20 protein-coding genes are annotated in these 20,185 nt (G+C 62.7%); 7 read left to right on the forward strand and 13 right to left on the reverse strand.

Annotation, left to right across the window (positions count from 1 at the left end):
- Window positions 1-8 precede the first annotated feature (8 nt).
- From M2267_RS15385 to ribH, 4 genes are all read right to left on the reverse strand, one after another.
- Window positions 9-2,144, reverse strand: coding sequence for a sodium-translocating pyrophosphatase (locus tag M2267_RS15385; protein ID WP_043611451.1), 2,136 nt, complete (start codon window positions 2,142-2,144; stop codon window positions 9-11).
- 195 nt (window positions 2,145-2,339) lie between these two features.
- Entirely contained in the window at window positions 2,340-3,569 is a 1,230-nt protein-coding gene (locus M2267_RS15390) for an MFS transporter (protein ID WP_043611450.1), read from the reverse strand.
- Window positions 3,570-3,574: 5 nt separating this feature from the next.
- Window positions 3,575-4,057, reverse strand: a complete 483-nt coding sequence (gene nusB, locus M2267_RS15395) for a transcription antitermination factor NusB (protein ID WP_043611449.1) — start codon at window positions 4,055-4,057, stop codon at window positions 3,575-3,577.
- Window positions 4,054-4,515 (reverse strand): 6,7-dimethyl-8-ribityllumazine synthase, encoded by a 462-nt coding sequence (ribH, locus tag M2267_RS15400; protein ID WP_043611448.1) that lies wholly within the window; start codon window positions 4,513-4,515, stop codon window positions 4,054-4,056. The genes nusB and ribH overlap by 4 nt, the downstream gene beginning before the upstream one ends.
- A 416-nt stretch (window positions 4,516-4,931) precedes the next feature.
- Between ribH and M2267_RS15405 the strand changes: the two genes are divergently transcribed.
- The 3 genes from M2267_RS15405 to M2267_RS15415 all read left to right on the forward strand — a co-directional run bounded on the left by M2267_RS15405 (window position 4,932) and on the right by M2267_RS15415 (window position 6,665).
- The gene (locus M2267_RS15405; RefSeq protein WP_043611447.1) at window positions 4,932-5,432 is read left to right on the forward strand and encodes a cupin domain-containing protein; all 501 of its coding nucleotides are present in this window, start codon (window positions 4,932-4,934) and stop codon (window positions 5,430-5,432) included.
- A 24-nt stretch (window positions 5,433-5,456) separates the two neighbouring features.
- Window positions 5,457-6,032 carry a GNAT family N-acetyltransferase gene (locus tag M2267_RS15410; RefSeq protein ID WP_429115247.1) on the forward strand — a complete coding sequence of 192 codons (576 nt, stop codon included), beginning with the start codon at window positions 5,457-5,459 and terminating at the stop codon, window positions 6,030-6,032.
- 282 nt (window positions 6,033-6,314) lie between these two features.
- A complete protein-coding gene (locus M2267_RS15415) occupies window positions 6,315-6,665 on the forward strand; it encodes a hypothetical protein (protein ID WP_034803749.1) in 351 nt (116 codons plus the stop codon).
- 73 nt (window positions 6,666-6,738) lie between these two features.
- On the opposite strand, the gene M2267_RS15420 is transcribed toward M2267_RS15415, so the two are convergent.
- The 7 genes from M2267_RS15420 to M2267_RS15450 form a co-directional block, all read right to left on the reverse strand.
- Window positions 6,739-7,359 (reverse strand): riboflavin synthase, encoded by a 621-nt coding sequence (locus M2267_RS15420; RefSeq protein ID WP_192447312.1) that lies wholly within the window; start codon window positions 7,357-7,359, stop codon window positions 6,739-6,741.
- Window positions 7,359-8,468: a bifunctional diaminohydroxyphosphoribosylaminopyrimidine deaminase/5-amino-6-(5-phosphoribosylamino)uracil reductase RibD gene (gene ribD, locus M2267_RS15425; protein WP_429115249.1), complete on the reverse strand. Its 1,110-nt coding sequence runs from the start codon at window positions 8,466-8,468 to the stop codon at window positions 7,359-7,361. The genes M2267_RS15420 and ribD overlap by 1 nt, the downstream gene beginning before the upstream one ends.
- Window positions 8,469-8,486: 18 nt before the next feature.
- Window positions 8,487-8,960: a transcriptional regulator NrdR gene (gene nrdR, locus M2267_RS15430; protein ID WP_034803756.1), complete on the reverse strand. Its 474-nt coding sequence runs from the start codon at window positions 8,958-8,960 to the stop codon at window positions 8,487-8,489.
- Between the two features lie 10 nt (window positions 8,961-8,970).
- Entirely contained in the window at window positions 8,971-10,266 is a 1,296-nt protein-coding gene (gene glyA, locus M2267_RS15435; RefSeq protein WP_429115251.1) for a serine hydroxymethyltransferase, read from the reverse strand.
- A 183-nt stretch (window positions 10,267-10,449) separates the two neighbouring features.
- On the reverse strand, window positions 10,450-11,778 hold the full coding sequence (locus M2267_RS15440) for a L,D-transpeptidase family protein (protein ID WP_429115252.1): 1,329 nt from the start codon (window positions 11,776-11,778) through the stop codon (window positions 10,450-10,452).
- Between the two features lie 492 nt (window positions 11,779-12,270).
- On the reverse strand, window positions 12,271-12,783 hold the full coding sequence (ldtR, locus tag M2267_RS15445; protein ID WP_043611441.1) for a transcriptional regulator LdtR: 513 nt from the start codon (window positions 12,781-12,783) through the stop codon (window positions 12,271-12,273).
- A 130-nt stretch (window positions 12,784-12,913) separates the two neighbouring features.
- Window positions 12,914-13,351 (reverse strand): DUF6163 family protein, encoded by a 438-nt coding sequence (locus M2267_RS15450; RefSeq protein WP_429115254.1) that lies wholly within the window; start codon window positions 13,349-13,351, stop codon window positions 12,914-12,916.
- A 183-nt stretch (window positions 13,352-13,534) separates the two neighbouring features.
- Here M2267_RS15450 and hemB point away from each other — a divergent pair, with 183 nt between their 5' ends.
- From hemB to M2267_RS15470, 4 genes are all read left to right on the forward strand, one after another.
- Window positions 13,535-14,551, forward strand: a complete 1,017-nt coding sequence (hemB, locus tag M2267_RS15455; RefSeq protein WP_429115256.1) for a porphobilinogen synthase — start codon at window positions 13,535-13,537, stop codon at window positions 14,549-14,551.
- Window positions 14,552-14,639: 88 nt separating this feature from the next.
- On the forward strand, window positions 14,640-15,104 hold the full coding sequence (locus tag M2267_RS15460) for an RDD family protein (protein WP_043611437.1): 465 nt from the start codon (window positions 14,640-14,642) through the stop codon (window positions 15,102-15,104).
- 188 nt (window positions 15,105-15,292) lie between these two features.
- On the forward strand, window positions 15,293-16,081 hold the full coding sequence (locus M2267_RS15465; protein ID WP_429115258.1) for an arginyltransferase: 789 nt from the start codon (window positions 15,293-15,295) through the stop codon (window positions 16,079-16,081).
- Between the two features lie 3 nt (window positions 16,082-16,084).
- Entirely contained in the window at window positions 16,085-16,981 is an 897-nt protein-coding gene (locus M2267_RS15470) for a DMT family transporter (protein ID WP_043611435.1), read from the forward strand.
- 9 nt (window positions 16,982-16,990) lie between these two features.
- On the opposite strand, the gene M2267_RS15475 is transcribed toward M2267_RS15470, so the two are convergent.
- Window positions 16,991-17,404: a transcriptional regulator gene (locus tag M2267_RS15475; protein ID WP_429115260.1), complete on the reverse strand. Its 414-nt coding sequence runs from the start codon at window positions 17,402-17,404 to the stop codon at window positions 16,991-16,993.
- A 173-nt stretch (window positions 17,405-17,577) separates the two neighbouring features.
- Window positions 17,578-19,854 carry a DNA topoisomerase IV subunit A gene (gene parC / locus M2267_RS15480; protein WP_429115261.1) on the reverse strand — a complete coding sequence of 759 codons (2,277 nt, stop codon included), beginning with the start codon at window positions 19,852-19,854 and terminating at the stop codon, window positions 17,578-17,580.
- Between the last annotated feature and the right edge of the window lie 331 nt (window positions 19,855-20,185).

Genomic DNA, 20,185 nt, shown 5'->3' on the forward strand with positions numbered 1-20,185 from the left:
CGATGCGATCAGGCGAGGATTGCCAGAAGCAGCAGCGCCACGATGTTGGTGATCTTGATCGCCGGGTTCACGGCCGGACCGGCCGTGTCCTTGTAGGGGTCGCCCACGGTGTCGCCGGTCACCGACGCCTTGTGGGCGTCGGAGCCCTTCAGATGGCGTTCACCGTTCTTGTCGACGAAGCCATCCTCGAAGCTCTTCTTGGCATTGTCCCAGGCGCCACCGCCCGAAGTCATCGAGATCGCCACGAAGAGGCCGTTGACGATGACACCGAGCAGAGAGGCACCGAGCGCCGCGAAGGCCGAGGCCTTCGAGCCCGAGAGCAGCAGCACGCCGAAATAGACGACGACGGGCGCCAACACCGGCAGCAGTGAAGGAATGACCATTTCACGGATCGCCGCCTTCGTCAGAAGGTCGACAGCGCGGCCATAGTCCGGCCGTTCCGTGCCTGCCATGATGCCGGGCTTCTCGCGAAACTGCCGGCGAACCTCCTCGACGATCGAGCCGGCTGCACGGCCGACGGCAGTCATCGCAATGCCGCCGAAGAGATAGGGAATGAGGCCGCCGAAGATCAGGCCGGCAACCACATAGGGGTTGGAGAGATCGAAAGAGATCTGCCCGACATCGGCGAAGTACGGATACTTGTCGCCGTTGGCGGCAAAGTAGCTGAGGTCGTTCGAGTAGGCAGCGAAGAGCACCAGCGCGCCGAGACCGGCGGAACCGATTGCGTAGCCCTTGGTGACGGCCTTGGTGGTGTTGCCAACGGCGTCAAGCGCGTCGGTGGATTTGCGCACCTCCGGCGGCAGATGCGACATCTCCGCGATACCGCCGGCATTGTCCGTCACGGGACCGAAGGCGTCCAGCGCCACGATCATGCCGGCAATGCCGAGCATGGCTGTAACGGCAATGCCGGTGCCGAAGAGGCCGGCGAGCTGGTAGGTCGCGATGATGCCGCCGACGATGACGATGGCCGGCAGCGCGGTCGATTCCAGCGAGACGGCAAGCCCCTGGATGACGTTGGTGCCGTGGCCGGTGACCGAGGCCTGGGCGATCGAATTCACCGGCCGCTTGTTGGTGCCGGTATAGTATTCCGTGATCACCACGATCAGCGCCGTGACCACCAGCCCGAGAATGCCGCAGATGAACAGGTTCCAGCCGGTGATGTCCTTGCCGGCGACGGTACCGATCGAGCCCCATCCGATGGTGAAGGACGTGGCCGCGCCGAGACCGAGGATCGACAGTACGCCAGTGACGATCAGCCCTCTGTACAGCGCTCCCATGATCGAATTGTTGGAACCCAGCTTCACGAAGAAGGTGCCGACGATCGAGGTGATGATGCAGGCGGCGCAGATTGCCAGCGGATAGACCATGACGGTTGCGAGCAACGGCGTCCCGGCAAAGAAGATGGCCGCCAACACCATGGTTGCGACGATGGAGACGGCATAGGTCTCGAACAGGTCGGCGGCCATGCCGGCGCAGTCGCCGACATTGTCGCCGACGTTGTCGGCAATGGTCGCAGGATTGCGCGGGTCGTCTTCCGGAATGCCGGCTTCGACCTTGCCGACGAGGTCGCCGCCGACGTCGGCACCCTTGGTGAAGATGCCACCGCCGAGACGGGCGAAGATCGAAATCAGCGATGCGCCGAAACCGAGCGAGACCAGGGCATCGATGACTTCGCGCGAGGCAGGCTCATGCCCCATGCCGGCCGTGAGGACGACGTAGTAGACCGAGACCCCGAGAAGGGCCAGGCCCGCAACGAGAAGGCCGGTGATTGCGCCGGATTTGAAGGCGATGTCGAGACCGGAGGCAAGGCTGACGGAAGCAGCCTGGGCCGTGCGTACATTGGCCCGCACCGAAACGTGCATGCCGATGAAACCCGCGGCACCCGAAAGGATCGCACCAATCAGAAAGCCGAAAGCGGCGGCGGGAGAAAGAAGAACCCAAGCGGCGATGAATACGACGACGCCGACAATGGCAATGGTCTTGTATTGACGCGTGAGATAGGCCTGCGCCCCTTCACGAATGTAGCCTGCGATTTCTTGCATGCGGGCGTTCCCCTGGTCGGCGGCAAGCACCGACTGTGTTGCCCAGATGGCGTAAGCCACCGCGAGCAACCCGCATGCGATAACGCCCAATAAAATGGTCATTTCGCATTACCCTCCGTTACAACCCGCGGACTCACTCCCGGCCGCAGGCCCCTCAAAACCGCGAATCACGCACCACCTCCTCAAGCAGCACCCCTCACGGCGCGGCCAGAGTGCGGTTGCAACGGGAGATCGTCAAGCCCCGAGAAACGCCACTGGCGGCGCCTCGTTCGCTTTAGATTTCAGGGGAATGGAGCGTTAGGCGGCGGCCTTGCGCGGCGCCCGCTTCAGGAGCAAGAGGAGGATAAGGCAAACGATCGTCACCGGCCACACGACCGCGTTCAGCATGTCCCAGCCATAGGCGGTGAGCACCTTGCCCGAGGCAAACGACGACAGCGCCACGGTGGTGAACAGGATGATGTCGTGGAAGGCCTGGACCTTGTCGGCTTCCTGCGGCCGGTAGCTGCTGGCGACGATCGCCGTCGAGCCGATGAAGCCGAAGTTCCAGCCGAGGCCGAGCAGCACCAGCGCACCCCAGAAGTTCCAGAGCTCGATGCCCATATGCGCGACTGCGGCGCAGGCCATCAGCAGGAGGAGGCCACAGCCGACGATGCGCTCCGCGCCAAAGCGGCTGATGAGCATGCCGGTGACGAAGCTCGGCGCAAACATCGCCAGGACGTGCCACTGGATGCCGAGCGTGGCGAGTTCGGTCGAGAAGCCGCAGCCGATCACCATGGCGACGGGCGCGCCGGTCATCATGAAGGTCATCAGCGCGTAGCTGGAAATGCCGCAGATCATGCCGGTGGCAAAGCGCTGGCTGCGGACGATCTCGCCGAGCGGACGAACGGACTGATCGTGGTGGGCACTCACCATTGCGCCCGGCTCGGGCAGCCGCAGCGGCGCGAAAAACAGGGCAGCGACGAGGCAAATCGGCATCAGGACGACGAAAGCCCCGGCAAAGGAAACCGGCGCGAACAGGTCGCCAGCGAAAATGACGATCTGCGGACCGAGAACGGCCGAAACGATGCCGCCGCCGAGGATCAGCGAAATTGCCTTGGGCTTGTAAAACGACGGCGAAGCGTCGGCAGCGGCAAAGCGCAGCTTTTGTGTAAAGCCGTTCGACGAGCCGAGCATCGCAAGTGCGAAGGCGAAGAGCCAGAAATTCTCGCGGAAGAGTGCGACGGCGGCGAGCGCCGCCCCGGCGGCCGCGATTGCGGTCCCGCTCATGAAGGCGAAACGGCGGCCGATCAGGCGCGACAATACCGCAACCAGCACAACGCCCAGCGCCATGCCGACGTTGAACGCGGTGAGCGGCGCGGTGGCCAGCGACTTGTCCTCCGCCAGCATCTGGTAGCCGGCGACACCGCCGACCGAAAAGCAGATGGGGCCGACGACGCCGAGCACGGCCTGCGCGGCGGTCAGGAGGTAAACGTTGCGGCGTGTTTCGCGAAGGGTGTTGCCCATGTCATCTGCAGCAGCCGCAACCATCGACCTTATTTCCTCGGTTCGCCGCGGACCTGTCGGGCAATGCGGTCGAGGACAGCATTGACCAGCTTGGGCTCGTCATCCGAGAAGAAGGCCTTGGCGATCTCGACATACTCCGTGACGATCACCGGAACCGGCACGTCCTTGCGCTCGAGCATCTCGAAGGTGCCCGCACGCAGGATGGCGCGCACGGTGGAATCGAGACGCGACAACGCCCAGTCGTCCTGAAGCGCCGAACCGATCAGCGGATCAAGCTTACGCTGGTCGCGCACGACACCGGCGACAATCGACCGGAACCAGGAGGGGTCGGCCTTCAGGTAGGTGTCGCCATCGACATCCTGTCCGAGGCGATGCGCTTCGTATTCAGCAACCACTTCGAGGACACCGGTGCCGCCGATGTCCATCTGATAGAGCGCCTGCACCGCGGCAAGGCGTGCTGCACCGCGCTGGTTGACCTGCTTCAGCGGTTGATCCGAGGGGGTTTTCGTCACTTTTCCGTGCCCAGTTTCTTCTTAAGTTCAATCATGGTCAGTGCCGCACGCGCAGCAAAGCCACCCTTATCGCCTTCCGACCGGCGCGCACGCGCCCAGGCCTGATCGTCGTTTTCGACCGTCAGGATACCGTTGCCGATCGCGAGGCTCTCGCTCACCGCAAGATCCATGATCGCGCGCGAGGATTCGTTCGCGACGATGTCGAAATGATAGGTTTCGCCACGAATGACCATGCCAAGGGCAACGAAACCGTCGTATTCGGTGCCGCCTTCATCGGCGCCGTCGAGCGCCATGGCGATCGCCGGCGGGATTTCGAGAGCACCCGGAACCGTTACGATATCATAGGTCGCCCCGGCTTCGTCCAGCGCATGTTTCGCTCCGTCGAGCAGAGCGTCGGCCATATCGTCATAGAAACGCGCTTCCACAATCAGGATGTGGGCTGCCGTGGTCTCTGCCATGGATCACCTGTCTTTGAGAATTCAGCGCCGGATGCGACCGGCCAAGGCGGCGGTCAAACCACGCCCGGCGTCGAATGGCAAGCAAATTCCATCGCAGACGGCCTTTTGCCGCGTCCGGCGGCCGCCAATAGCCACCATCCTAAGCTTCGCCGCTCCTCCAATTCGGTCCCACCGGAGGGCGGGCGAAGACGGCAAGCCTTACGCCTTATTCGCCCCAATACGCGGCCTCACAGCCCCTGGTGAAACCATCGCGCGATTGCGCCTAGATGGTCTCGCCGATGGATTGCAACACTAGGATGTATTCCTGTAACCATCGTCGCTAATTTTAGCGATCGCAGGTTGACGACGGGACGAACGCGCGACACGGATAGAACGTATTAGCGTTACCGCGACAACGGTGCGCCAGGGAGGACCATGTGACCGATACGAAAAAGCCGATCGTTAATCCCAAAAACCTGGAACTCGACCACTGGACTCAAGGCACTTTCTTCGAATCCCGCGACGCCGCCTTCGGCGCGCTGCTCGGCCTCAAGGATCTGGGCATCGGCTACGGTGAAGTGCCGCCGGGCAAGTCCGGCTGCCCGTTTCACAATCACCATGTCGAAGAAGAAATGTTCATTATCCTCGAGGGTGAAGGGACTTACCGCTTCGGCAGCGAGCGTTATGCGGTCGGCCCGGGCGACATTCTGGGCGCGCCCGCGGGCGGTCCTGAGACGGCACATCACCTGATCAATACCGGCACAGTGCCGCTCAAGTACCTTTCGATCTCGACCAAGGCGGCAACCGAAATCTGCGAGTACCCGGATTCGGGCAAGTTCCTCGCCAGGACGCGCGGCACCAAAGGCGAGCGGTCGTTCAGCTTCACCGGCCGACCGGAAAGCGCCGTCGACTACTGGGACGGCGAGCCCGGTGCCTGACATCATCACAGCATAGGATCGAATATGCATAGCGTTCCCATCATCGAGACCGATCGCCTTGTCCTGCGCCCCTATCGCCGTGACGATTTCCCCTCCTATTCCGCGCTGTTCGGCGATGCCGAGGTCATCCGCTACGTCGGCGGGGTGCCGTTTACGCGCGAACAGTCCTGGACCCGCTTCCTGCGCCAGGTCGGCATGTGGCACTATTTCGGCTTCGGCTTCTTTGCCATCCAGGACCGGGAGACCGGGTCCTTTCTCGGCGAGGCCGGTTTCCACGACGTGCATCGCGCCATCACGCCTTCGCTCGAAGGGACGATGGAAACGGGGTGGGCACTGTCGCCAAAAGCGCATGGGAAGGGGCTCGCGACCGAGGCCGTCAGCGCGGCGCTCAAATGGGCCGACCGCCAGTTTCCGACGTTGCGCAAGACCTGCATCATCGATATCGGCAACCACGCCTCGATCCGGGTCGCAGAGAAGCATGGCTTCAAGGAATTCTGGCGCACGACCTATCACGGCAACCATGTGATCATGTTCGAGCGCCACCAGAAGGCAGCGGCTGCGACAGGCGAAAGATGGGCTCGCGCGCACGCCGAAACATGAACAAGTTTTAATTGTTTTCCCGATGCCAATGCCTTGGAAAGGGCCACATTCCGGCCCAGTTTCCTAGTCGTTGGCACGACGCGCCCTCCCCAAGAAGGGAGCAAACGCCGACCAATCAGTCGAAACAGTCCAGCGCCTTTGCTTGTGGGTGACAACACCCGCAAACGAACCCTGCTGGCCGCCGCAACAGGCGAACCTCACCGGCCCGGAAACCCGCAAGGTTCCGCGTTCCCGTATCGGGCCGGCTTGCGCCTTGTTGTTGGCAAGCAAAGGAGCATGACCATGAACCGCATAGCCAAGCTTTCCGTCATCGCTGCTCTCTCCGCCCTCTCCTTCGGCGGTGTCTCCTACGCTGCGAGCGCAGCCATGAACTGGCCGGCCGAAATCGACCACACCGTTCGCGACTTCAAGGGCGATCATTTCAACGTCGTCGATGTGGATACGCTGAAGGAATCGAGCCAGACGCGCATGTGGATCAACGAAGCGACGCCGCAACAGATCTCGTCCCTGCACGCGGCCGTCGAAGGCAACAAGCCGCTTGCAGCCAAGCTCAAGGCGCAGAATGTCGAGATGAACAACATTGCCGGCGCCGAACAGGCGGCTGATGGCAGCCTGACCCTCTACGTGCGTTGAGTGTCAACACCTCGCGAAACCAGAACCGCCCCCGATTGGGGGCGGTGTGCATTCGGCAAAAGAGGAAATCGGCTTACTCCGGCTTTGGCGCCGGAAACTCCGCGAGGCGTGCCGCATAACGCGCCATGGTGTCGACCTCGAAGTTGACGAAATCGCCGGCCTTGCGCTCGCCCCAGGTCGTGACCTCCAGCGAATGGCGGATCAAGAGTACGTCGAACTCGGCGCCGGCCACCTTGTTGACTGTCAGCGACGTGCCGTCGAGCGCGACCGATCCCTTCGGCGCAACAAACTTTGCCAGATGCTCAGGCGCTCGCAGACGAAAACGCACGGCATCGCCTTCCGCCTCCACAGACAGAATTTCCGCCTTGTCGTCGACATGGCCGGAAACCAGGTGGCCGCCGAGTTCGTCGCCGATCTTCAGCGAGCGCTCGAGATTGATGCGCGTGCCCTTCGTCCAGCCGGCGATCGTCGTCAGGCGGAGCGCCTCTTCCCAGGCCTCGACCTCGAACCAGCGCTCGTTGCTGCCGGCGTCAGGCAAGGCCGTCACCGTCAGGCACACGCCGGAATGGGCGATGGAAGCCCCCATGTCTATCGTCTTTGGGTCGTAGCGCGTGGCGACACGCAGCTTGATGCCTTCCTTCAGCGGGGTGACGGAATCGACGGTGCCGATATCGGTAACAATGCCTGTGAACATCAGTTTTCTCTTTCGTATTCCTCGAACAAATCGTCGCCATACCGTGCCTCGGCGACGCGCCGGAAGCCTGCCGGCACGGACTTACGGTCAAATGGGGATGCAATGCCGTTTTCGCCAATGGTCCCCGGTCCGGTGTAGAGCTGGATACGGTCGACGAGGTCCGCATCGAGAAAGGCGCGTGCAGCCACAGCACCGCCTTCGACCATCAGCGAGGAGATGCCGCGGGAGGCGAGTGCCGCAAGAAGGTCGGCGATCGAACCGGCTTCGAGCACCTCGACACCGGAGGCCTCCAGGGCCGCCTTACGTGCTGCCCGGCCGTCATCGACGTCCGCATCCGCATCGCCGGAACCGTCGCTGGAGACCACGATAACGGGGACCTCCCGCGCCGTTAACACGAGCTTGGAGGAAGGCGGCAGGTCGAGCCGGCGGTCGAGAACGATGCGCAGCGGCGAGCGATGCTCAAGCCCCGGCAAGCGCACGGTCAATTCCGGATCGTCGGCGGCAGCCGTGCCGATCCCGACCAGGATCGCGTCGGTCTCCGCCCGCAGCATCTGTACTTGACCACGGGAGATGGAACCGGTGATGCGTACCTGCCCCTCGCCCTTGCGTCCGATCATGCCATCGGCCGAAACGGCAAGCTTGAGAGTCACATAGGGACGTCGGCTGACCTGGCGCATGAGGTAGGCTTCAAGCGCGTGATGCCCGTCCTCGGGGAGCACTCCGATATCGACGTTGATGCCGGCGTCGCGCAGGCGCACGACGCCGCGTCCTGCGACCCGCACGTCCGGATCGAGGATCGAGATCACCACGCGGGATATGCCGGAGGCGACGAGCGCATCGGCGCAGGGCGGCGTCTTGCCGTGATGGGAGCAAGGCTCGAGCGTCACGTAGGCGGTCGCACCCCTCGCCTTTTCGCCGGCCTCCGTCAGTGCCTGGGTTTCGGCATGGGGGCGGCCGCTTCGTGCGGTTACGGCCCGGCCGACGATAACACCGTCCCTGACGATCAGGCATGCGACCGAGGGATTAGTGGATGTCTGTCCGAGATGGTGGCGAGCCAGCCTCAGCGCCGCGGCCATGAACCTCTCGTCTTCACGGTTGGGCGCTGTCATGGCTCTATCCAGCGTGAGCTACTCGCCGGGATCGCGCGCGATCTTGGCGCTGATCTCGGTGATGACCTTCTCGAAATCCTCCGCATGGGAGAAATCGCGATAGACCGAAGCGTAGCGCACGAAGGCCACGTCATCGAGGCTCTTCAGCGCTTCGAGCACCTGCAGGCCGATTTCTTCCGAAGGGATCTCGGTCTCGCCGGAGCTTTCGAGGCGGCGCACGATGCCGGAAACCGCCCGCTCGATGCGGTCGCGATCGACCGGGCGCTTGCGCAGCGCAATCTCGAAGGAGCGCAAGAGCTTGTCCCGGTCGAAAGGAACCTTCCGACCGGTTTTCTTGATGATCATCAGTTCACGCAACTGCACCCGTTCGAAGGTCGTGAAACGACCTCCGCAATCCGGACAAATCCGGCGGCGGCGAATGGCATTCCCGTCCTCTGCCGGACGGGAATCCTTCACCTGACTGTCTTCAGAACCGCAATAGGGGCAGCGCATGGGCGACCGATCACATGTAGCCGTACATCGGGAAGCGGTCGGTCAGCTTGACGACCTTGTCGCGCACGCTCGCTTCGACGGCAGCATTGCCCTCGTCGGAGTTGGCGACCTTCAGGCCGTCGAGAACCTCGACGATCCGTTCGCCGATTTCCTTGAACTCGGCTTCCTTGAAGCCACGGGTCGTGCCGGCTGGCGTGCCGAGACGGACGCCCGAGGTGACGAAGGGCTTTTCAGGATCGAACGGGATGCCGTTCTTGTTGCAGGTGATGAAGGCGCGACCGAGAGCGGCTTCCGCGCGCTTGCCGGTTGCGTTTTTCTTGCGCAGGTCGACGAGCATCAGGTGGTTGTCCGTTCCGCCCGAGACGATGTCGAGGCCATTGGCCTTCAGCGTTTCGGCGAGCGTGCGGGCGTTCTTGACGACCTGGGCCGCATAGTCCTTGAACGACGGCTGCAGCGCTTCGCCAAGGGCCACGGCCTTCGCAGCGATGACGTGCATCAGCGGGCCGCCCTGGAGGCCCGGGAAGACGGCCGAGTTGATCTTCTTGGCGATATCTTCGTCGTTGGTCAGAACCATGCCGCCGCGCGGACCGCGGAGCGACTTGTGCGTCGTGGTCGTTGCCACGTGGCAATGCGGGAACGGCGACGGATGCTGGCCACCGGCGACGAGACCGGCGATGTGCGCCATGTCGACCATCAGCCAGGCGCCGACTTCATCGGCGATCTCGCGGAAACGCTTCCAGTCCCAAATGCGCGAGTAAGCGGTGCCGCCGGCGATGATCAGCTTCGGCTTGTGCTTGCGTGCCTGCTCGGCGACGTTGTCCATGTCAAGCAGGTGGTCGTCTTCACGCACGCCGTAGGAGACGACGTTGAACCACTTGCCGGACATGTTGACCGGCGAACCGTGCGTCAGGTGACCGCCCGAATTGAGGTCGAGGCCCATGAAGGTGTCGCCCGGCTGCAGGAGCGCCAGGAACACGGCCTGGTTCATCTGCGAACCGGAGTTCGGCTGAACGTTGGCGAAGTTGACGCCGAAGAGCTTCTTGGCGCGCTCGATCGCCAGTTCCTCGGCGATGTCGACGAACTGGCAGCCGCCGTAATAGCGCTTGCCCGGGTAGCCCTCGGCATATTTGTTGGTCATGATCGAGCCCTGGGCTTCGAGCACAGCGCGCGAAACGATGTTCTCGGAGGCGATCAGCTCGATCTCGTGGCGCTGACGACCCAGCTCCTTTTCGATCGCACCAAAGATGTCCGGATCGCTGTCGGCCAGAGAGCGGGTGAAGAAGGCGTCATTCGTCTGTTCAGTCATCGGCGCGAGGCTCCTCTCAAGGGTGGCAGTTCTTTAGCTTCCTCGCACGGCGAGAGCAATATCCGCTGTGCGGTTTGCGTCATTTCCCCCATCTGCCGCGCCGAAATATCGCGGGGTCCGGCGCATGAAAAAGCCGCGCTTCCAGGGGAAACGCGGCTCTTCGATTTCGTGTCGCAAATCTGCTTATTGCGGCAGGGCGTCCTGGTCGACCGAACCGGCCGACTGCTCGACGCCATAGGGCGTCTGAAGCGCGAGTTCGGTGGCACCGTCGCGCTGATAGATATCGTCGCGGAACTGCACCACGCCGTCCTTGGCGGACCAGGCGGTGATGTAGGTGAAGAAAACAGGCACTTCCTCGGCAAGCGTGATCGGCGTGTTGACGCCGGTCTTGATGGTCGCCTCAATCTGCTGGCGCGACCAGCCGGGGGTTTCCTTCAAGAGCCAGGTCGAAAGGTCGCGCACGTTCTGTACGCGTACGCAGCCCGACGATTCGAAGCGCATGAGCTTGTTGAACAGGCCCTGCTGCGGCGTGTCGTGCATGTAGACCTGATGCTCGTTGTGGAAGTTGATCTTCGTCGACGACATCGCGTTGATCTTGCCCGGGTCCTGACGGAACATCAGGTTCGGCGCCTTTTCGGCGTTCCAGTCGACGGTTTCCGGCGACACTTCGCCGCCGCTGCCATCAAACAGGCGGATCGAGTTGCGCGCCAGATAGGTCGGGTCCTTGCGCATCAGCGGCATGATGTCCTTCTGGATGATCGAGCGCGGCGCGGTCCAGTAGGGGTTGAGGATGACCTCGTAAATCTTCGAGTTGAGGATCGGCGACTGGCGGTCGATCTTGCCGACGATCGCCGTGTGGCGCAGCGCCACGCGGCCGTTCTCAACCGCTTCGATATAGGCGGCCGGGATGTTGACCATCACGTAGCGGCGACCGAGTCCGCCCGACATCGACTGCAGACGAACGAGGTTGGTCTGGAGCTGGCCGAGGCGGGTGTTGGCATCGACATTGATCGCCTTCAGCGTGTACTCGCCGATGACGCCGTCCGCCGGCAGGCCGTGACGGGCCTGGAAGCGCTTGACTGCGCCCTCGACGTAGCTGTCGAAGGACGAGGAGACACCGGCCGAGCGCGGCAGGTCGCCGGAAACCATCAGGCGCTGGCGGAGCTGCTGCACGGACGGGTCGGTGACGCCGAGTTCGAGCTTGACGCTGGTCTGAACCGACGGCCAGCCGCCCTGCGAAACGATGTTCTGATATTCGAAGATCGCCTGCTGCACGTGAGCGATCGTTTCCGGGCCGAAGACAGGCGTGTTCGAAACCACCGTCGTCGCGGTGCGCGATGCCCCCTTCGCGTCAAACTGGTCGTCCCAGGAGCCGCGGCGAGGCGAATTGATGATCTCGTTCAGGGCGTCCTGTGCGCTTGCCGCGCCGGCGACTGCCACGGCGCCGAAGGTTGCTGCCGAGCGCAAGAAGGCGCGGCGCGAGAATGCATCAATTCCATTCTTTTTCGACATAATCCTACCATCCCAATGCGTTGGCACGCGCCCTATGCGCTGACACGCACGTTGCCGCAGCCCTAACACGATCGTGGTTAACAAAGGTCAACCAACGAGCCACCCTGCCCTCACAAGATTTCACGATGCCGCGAGTGAGGACCCTCATCCGGCAGGCGAAACGCGAAACGAATCCACACACCAGAAAACATGTGGCCGCACCTACCGCATGTCGTCGTCGCTGTCATAGCAATATGGCCAATTCGTGTCTCGGCGAGGCTGAACCGCGACATGGCATGCCTTTTGCTTTTCGCTGGACGCGACGAGGCTGGAGCCGACGTGCAAACGGCAACATTCTGATTTGCTAATGTTTTTGGCTTGAAAAATCGCGCGAAGGCGCGGAAAGCGTGCCGCAGCTGTGCAGCTTTTCGGCAACAGGACAGGGTGCCGCAAATGGCAAAGGTCGGACACGCAGGGATTGCGCCCGACCCTTGAACTGGAGGTTTGCCTTGATCAGAGGCGGTACATGATCGAGTCGTTCCAGAAGCGATCGAGGCGCTGCAGGAGCTTGTTCATCTGGGTGAACTCGTCCGAACCGATCCCGCCGACCTTCTGGATCGAGCCGATGTGGCGCTCGTAAAGCTTGGCGACGGTTTCGGCGATTTCCTGGCCGTCTTCCGTCAGGCTGATGCGGACCGAGCGACGGTCGACGCGGGAGCGCTGATGGTTGATCAGGCCGAGGTCGACGAGCTTCTTGACGTTGTAGGAGACATTCGAGCCGAGGTAGTAGCCGCGGGAGCGAAGTTCGCCGGCGGTCAGTTCCGAGTTGCCGATGTTGAAGAGCAACAGAGCCTGAACGGCGTTGACGTCGCTGCGACCTTCGCGGTCGAACTCGTCCTTGATGACGTCGAGCAGGCGGCGGTGCAGACGCTCGACGAGGTGAAGGGATTCCATGTAGAGACCGCGGATGGTTTCTTCCTGGGGGTCTCTGGCCTGAACTGCCTGCGGCTTCATCTTGGTGTTCATTTGACTGCCTCACTGTTTTGTTTGGCGGTGTCTGTTTGTCTTCCCGCCTTGAGTGAGACCCTATCGAATACGTCTAAAATTCTACTTAAACCGCAGCCTTAACAAGAGCTTGCCATTTGGCGACCCTGTCTCAGGGTGAATCAACTCTTACCTGCCTGGCAAGCCGCCAGCGCTGATAGAAGATCGCCGCGCGGAAAAGAACGAAGGTAACGGCGACCGCCGCGTGCAGCACGACCAGCAGCGGACGGGTGCCGAAACTGGCCGGATAGAACTCGTACATCACGATCTCGATCGCTACCGCAACCACCCAGACGACCGGCCCCCAGGAGACCAGCAGCCACAGGCCGAGGGCAGCCACCGGATAGATCACGGCCAGTGCGGTTGCGGCCGCCCGCCACTCCGGCGTCAGGAGATCGAAGCGCCCGGCGCCGCCATGGGAAAAGCCGATCAGCATGGCCCAGTAGTTCAGCGCGAACCAGATACATGAAGCGGAGACCAGACGCAGGAAGAGACCGAAGAGGATCTCGGTCAGCGACGGTTTCGGCACATGGGCAGAATCATGAAGCATGGGCGGCAAGATAGGGCGGGTCTTTGCCATCCGCCAGCGGCATCACGGCCTCCCCTCCCCCGCGGCCACCCTTAAAGGGAAGAAATGCCGCAGCCCGTTCGCCGGCCGCCCGGTTCCCAATGACGGCCAGCCCATGATAAAGCGCTTGCCTATCGACGATTTTCACGGGAAAGGCGCGGCGCGATGAACGACAGGACAAATCTTGTGGACAGGGTTACCGGCCACCGCCGCATGCGCCGCAACCGCAAGGCCGACTGGACGCGCCGGCTGGTGCAGGAAAACCGCCTGACCATCGACGACCTGATCTGGCCGATCTTCATCGTGCCGGGAAGCAATATCGTCCAGCCGATCGATGCGATGCCGGGCGTCAACCGGATGAGTATCGACAAGGCGGTCGAAGCGGTGAAGGAAGCGGCCGATCTCGGCATCCCGGCGATCGCCACCTTCCCCAACATCGACCTGTCGCTGCGCGACGATACCGGCTCCAACAGCCTTGCCGCCGACAACCTGATCAACCAGGCGACACGCGCCTTCAAGAAGGCCGTGCCCGAAATCGGCATCATCACCGATGTCGCGCTCGATCCCTTCACCAGCCACGGCCATGACGGGATCCTGCGCAACGGCGAAATCGTCAACGACGAGACGGTCGAGACGATCGCCCGCGCGGCCGTCGCCCAGGCCGATGCCGGCTCCGACATCATCGCCCCCTCGGACATGATGGACGGTCGCATCGGCGCGATCCGCCAGGCGCTCGACGCGAGCGGCCACCAGAATGTCGGCATCATGTCCTATGCGACCAAGTTCGCTTCCGGCTTCTACGGTCCCTATCGCGAGGCGATCGGCACCGGCGGCCTTCTGAAAGGCGACAAGAAGACCTATTACATCGACCCGGCCAACGGCACCGAAGCGATCCGCGACGCAGCCCTCGACGTCGAGGAAGGCGCCGACATGCTGATGGTAAAGCCAGGCCTTCCCTATCTCGACATCTGCTGGCGGATGAAGGAAGCCTTCGGCCTGCCGCTCTTCGCCTATCAGGTGTCCGGCGAGTATTCGCAGGTAAAGGCCGCGGCTGCCAACGGCTGGATCGACGGCGAGAAGGTGATGCTCGAAACGCTGCTCGCCTTCAAGCGCGCCGGCTGCGACGGCATCCTCAGCTACTTCGCCGTCGAAGTGGCCCGCATCCTCGCCAAAGGCCGCTGAAACGCTCCGCTTGATCCGGGCCCAGATCCTTGTTTTGCAGGGAATGCCATCCCATATCCTTGCTGCAACCAAACGAGGCTTTTGACCGATGACCATGCACAACGAAGAACTGAGGCTGCCGAGCAATGACTGGCGCGCCTATCAGGGCGTGCTGTCGCGACGCGTCTTTGCCTTTCTGATCGATTACGCGATCATCGCGCTTCTGTGGATCCCCGCGGCGGTCGTCGTCTTCTTCCTCGGCATCCTGACGCTCGGCCTTGGCTTCATGCTGTATCCGGCGCTCTTTGCGATCGTCGCCATGCTCTATTTCGGCCTCACGGTCGGTGGCCGCGAACAGGCCTCTCCCGGCATGCGCGTGATGGGCCTGGCGATTGCCAGAACCGACGGGCGCCCGATGGACTTCCTGACGGCGATCGTCCACCTCGTCATCTTCTGGATCGCCAACGCGCTGTTGACGCCGCTGATCCTGCTGATCGGTCTTTTCACCGACCGCAGCCGCCTGCTGCACGATCTGCTGATCGGCACCGTCACGGTGCGCCGCGACATGTATTGAAACCGGCGCAGGCAACCGAGCTGAAAGCGTAAGGCGGCGTCTTCCGCCTTACCGCCGCCACCTATCGTGGTCACACCTAAAATATCGGCAGGCGCAGACGGAAGCGGCAAACGAGTGAGTTGACGTTTTCCATTCTTGCGCCATGCTATTGTCATGAACCACAGCGCGAAGAGTGACCTCCGCACTCGATGAACACACAGACCGCACCGTCTCCGCAATTTTACCTGACTGCACCGGCAGCCTGCCCTTATCTGCCGAACGAGATGGAGCGGAAGGTCTTCACCCACATGGTGGGTGAACGCGCGCCCGAGCTCAACGATCTCCTGACGCAAGGCGGCTTCCGCCGCTCGCAGAACATTGCCTACCGTCCTGCCTGCGAAACCTGTCGCGCCTGTATTTCGGTGCGCATCCTCGCCAACGAGTTCAAGCCCACCCGCTCCATGCGCCGGGTGCTTGCCGCCAACCACGACGTGATCTCTGCGGAGTATGCGGCCGAGCCGTCGAGCGAACAGTACAACCTCTTCCGCCGTTACCTCGACCGACGCCACCAGAAGGGCGGCATGTCGGACATGTCGGTGCTCGACTATGCGATGATGGTCGAGGACACCCATGTGCACACCAAGATCATCGAGTATCGCCTGAGGGTCGAAGGCGACGGCATCAGCGAGAAGGCGCGCGGGCCGCTGATCGCAGCGGCACTGACCGACCGCATGGGCGACGGTCTGTCGATGGTCTACTCCTTCTTCGACCCGGCGCAGGAAGAGCGCTCGCTCGGCACCTACATGATTCTCGATCACATTCGCCGCGCCCGGGAGCGCGGCCTTCCCCATGTCTATCTTGGCTATTGGGTCAAAGGCTCGCGCAAGATGGGGTATAAAACAAAGTTTCTGCCGCAAGAGCACCTTATGGCCCGTGGCTGGGAGCGCTATGAAGGCGGAGACACCACCCTGGAAGCCGCTCCTACGAAAACGGGTTAGAAATTGAGTTCATCTTCCGATGCCGCGATGCACCGGCGCGGCCTTGCCATCACCGGCCTCGGCGGCCTCGCCCTCTCCTTCGACATTCCGCTCATCCGATCCGCCGGCGGCGACGTCTGGTCGCTGCTTGCCGTGCGCAGCCTGTCGACCTTCGTGATCGCGCTGGGCGCCTGGTTTGTGCTCAACCGCATGCTCGGCCGGAAGATTTCGCTGATGCCCGGCAAGGCCGGCCTCCTGGTCGGCATCTTCTACGGCATCAATTCCTGCACGTTCCTGCTCGCCGTCTTCAACACCTCGACGGCAAATGTAGTCTTCATCCTCGCCTTCACCTCGATGTTCGCCGCCATCCTCTCGTGGATCTTCCTAAAAGAGAGGCCATCGAATGCGACGCTCGTGACCATGCTGGTGATGGTGCTCGGCGTCGGGCTGATCGTCCAGGACGGGCTGGAAAGCGGCCACCTCTTTGGCGACGCCATGGCGGCATCCTCCGCATTTCTGCTGGCAAGCGCGATCACGATCAGCCGCGCGAGCAAGCGCGACATGGCGCTGGTGCCGCTGGTGACGGCGATCTTTCCGGCAGCCGTCGCGCTCCTGATGCTGCCGGCCGGCGGCTTCACGATCGCGGCCCCCGGCTACATCCTGTTCAACGGCCTGGTGATGATCCCGCTCGCCTTCTTCTGCCTTGCGACCGGCCCACGTTATCTCTCAGCCCCGGAAGTGGGTATGTTCTATCTGCTCGAGACCATTCTCGCGCCGATCTGGGTGTGGATGGTCTTTGCCGAAACACCGACAACGCAGACGCTGATCGGCGGTTCGATCCTCATCTTCGCGCTGATCGGCCATTCGCTCTGGCAGATGCGCAGCCGGTCGCTGAAAGCGGCCGTCGCCTGCGCCGAATAGCACTATTGTTTAAGACTTGTCGTCACGCTGACCGCTCGGCCGCGGACGTCGCTGTTTGTGATCGACGCCGCGATCGCGCACCGGCAGCGGCTCCTGCGGCTGTCCGAGCGAAGCCGGGCGGACGCCGGGCATCTCTACGCGCATGACCCAGAGTTCGCGGTTGGTGTTGATCCAGGTGGCCGCGACGCTGAGCGGCGCCGGATTGCCGATCAAGGCGTCGCCGTCACGCCGCCTGAGGCGGGTGACAAGGCCCGCGGCCTCCAGAAGCGTTATGTGCGTTTCCAACTCTTCGCCGGTTACCGCGACAGCCACAGCTATGTCGGCGACGCGCGCTTCGCCGGCAAAAAGGATCTCGAACGTGCGGCGGCGAACCGGGTGGGCAAGCGCCAGCAGGACGTCATCAAGGGTTGTGGCATTCGGCATCGCTGTCATCCCTGTTGGATGCGCAGTGATCCATTATAGCCTTCTGGCTTACAAGCGCCAGTTGCGCTTGCGTTTCATTTGGATTTCCAATGATTTAAGAGCGCGCGCCAAACTGCGCCAGAACGAGACAGAAGCCACGCGGTCGTTAGACCGCATGGCTCTCGTTATCATGGTCAGCCGCTGAACTTGCCGCTGCGCGGGAAGCCCTTCGGAACGACGCGGCCGGCAGAGGCGCGGTCGCCCTGCCATTCGATCAGTTCGTCCTTGGTCTTGGTAAAGACGCGTCCGGCGCTGTCTTCCCAGACGAGACCGTCGGCGATCGTGAAGCAGCGGATGTCGGAGATGCCGCCATCCTTGTAGCGCTGCAGCCGCACGCCCTTGCCGCGCGCCATCTCGGGGATCTGCACGAGCGGGAAGACGACCAGCTTGCGGTTTTCGCCGACGACGGCAACGTGATCGCCCTTGACCGGAACGACCAGCTTCGCTTCGTCGCTGCCCGAGACGTTCATCACCTGCTTGCCCTTGCGGGTATTGGCGACGATATCGCTTTCGGTGACGACGAAGCCGTTGCCGGCAACCGAGGCGACGATCAGCTTGCGCGCCGGATCGTGAACGAAGGCCGTCAGAACGTCCTGGTCGGTCTCCATGTCGACGATGATGCGCAGCGGCTCGCCATGGCCGCGACCGCCGGGCAGCTTGTCGCCGCCGAGCGTGTAGACCTTGCCGCCTGTCGTGAAGACGAGGATCTTGTCGGTCGTCTGCGCCGGGAACGCCACCTTCAGCGCATCGCCCTCCTTGAACTGGAGTGACGACGTGTCGGAGATGTGGCCCTTCAGCGCGCGGATCCAGCCCTTCTCAGAGATGACGACGGTGATCGGTTCCTTCTCGATCATCGCCTGCTGGATCGCCTCTACGTCGGCTTCCGGCGCATCGGCAAAGGTGCTGCGGCGCTTGCCGATCTCGGTCGCCTTGGCAAACTTCTTTTTGACTTCGCCGATTTCCCAGGCGACGGTCTGCCACTGCTTTTCGTCGGAGGCGAGCAGCGCCTCGATCTCGGCCTTTTCCTTCGAGAGCGCATCGAACTCGGTGCGGATCTCGAATTCCTCGAGCTTGCGCAAGGAGCGCAGGCGCATGTTGAGGATCGACTCGGCCTGGAGATCGGTGAGCGAGAACCGCTCCATCATCACCGTCTTCGGCTCATCCTCTTCACGGATGATGCGAATGACTTCGTCGATGTTCAGGTAGGCGACAAGGTAGCCGCCGAGGATTTCGAGCCGGCGGTCGATCGCGGCCAACCGGTGGCGCGAGCGGCGCTGCAGCACTTCACGGCGATGCGCCAGCCATTCCGACAGCACTTCGTTCAGCGCCATGACCCGCGGCACGCGCCCCATGGACAGCACGTTCATGTTGAGCGGAATGCGGCTCTCGAGTTCGGTCAGCTTGAACAGCGATTCCATCAGGATGCCGGCATCGACCGAACGGCTCTTCGGCACGAGGACGATGCGGATGTCTTCGGCCGATTCGTCGCGGATGTCTTCGAGCAGCGGCAGCTTGCGGGCGATCAGCAGCTCGGCAATCTTTTCGATCAGGCGCGACTTCTGCACCTGGTACGGGATCTCGGTGACGACGATCTGGTAGCCGCCGCGCCCAAGCTCTTCCTGCGCCCAGCGGGCACGGACACGGAAACCGCCCCGGCCGGTGCGGTAGGACTCGGCCATGCTTTCCCGGCCCTCGACGATCACGCCGCCGGTTGGGAAGTCGGGCCCTTCAATACCGCCCTTTTGCGGGTTGGCCGGATCGTAAAGCAGATCCTCGACGGTCGCGTCGGGATGGCGGATGAGATGCAGCGCCGCGTCGCACAGTTCATGCGCGTTGTGCGGCGGGATCGAGGTGGCCATGCCGACGGCGATGCCGGTCGCGCCGTTTGCGAGCAGGTTCGGGAAAGCGCCGGGGAGCACGGTCGGCTCCTGGTCTTCCTCGTTGTAGGTCGGGCGAAAATCCACCGCGTCCTGGTCGATGCCTTCCAGAAGCAGCGAGCAGACGTCCGTCATCTTGGCTTCGGTGTAGCGCATCGCCGCGGCGTTATCGCCGTCGATGTTGCCGAAGTTGCCCTGGCCGTCGACCAGCGGATAGCGGATCGCAAATTCCTGCGACAGGCGCACCAGCGCGTCATAGATCGACGCGTCGCCGTGCGGATGGAACTTACCCATCACGTCGCCGACGATACGCGCGCATTTCTTGAACGAGGAGTTGGGGCGCAGCCCCATCTCGCTCATCGCATGCACGATGCGGCGGTGCACGGGCTTCAACCCGTCGCGAACGTCCGGAAGCGCGCGGTGCATGATGGTCGACAAGGCATAGGCGAGGTAACGCTCTTCCAGCGCCGCCTTGAGGTCAACCGGCTGAATGTGATCGTCCCCGCCTGACGGGGGATTGAGGCTTTGTCCCATAGGTTCTTGCTAGCGCAACAAACCCGGAACGGCAAGGTTTTCAGGGCTTGCGCTTGTGGAGAACCCCCGCGCCTCAAATAACCGGCCCGCACACCGATCCGCTTGCCCCGGCGCAATGTTCGTGCAACGGTCGCGCCGCTATGCGTCGGAGGCTGCCGCCAGGTAACGTCCCGGAAAGCATGCCCGAGCAGGAACATGTGCGGTTCGCCCAAGCGAATATAATTTCGCCCTGTTTCGTAATAGCTTCGGCTGGAGTTGATTTGTACGATTTGCAAGGGGGATCGCAGGACGCGCATTGGCAGATGGAAATGGCGGCAGCGCGCCGCCGACA

Source organism: Ensifer sp. KUDG1, assembly GCF_050434285.1.
GTDB lineage: Bacteria > Pseudomonadota > Alphaproteobacteria > Rhizobiales > Rhizobiaceae > Ensifer.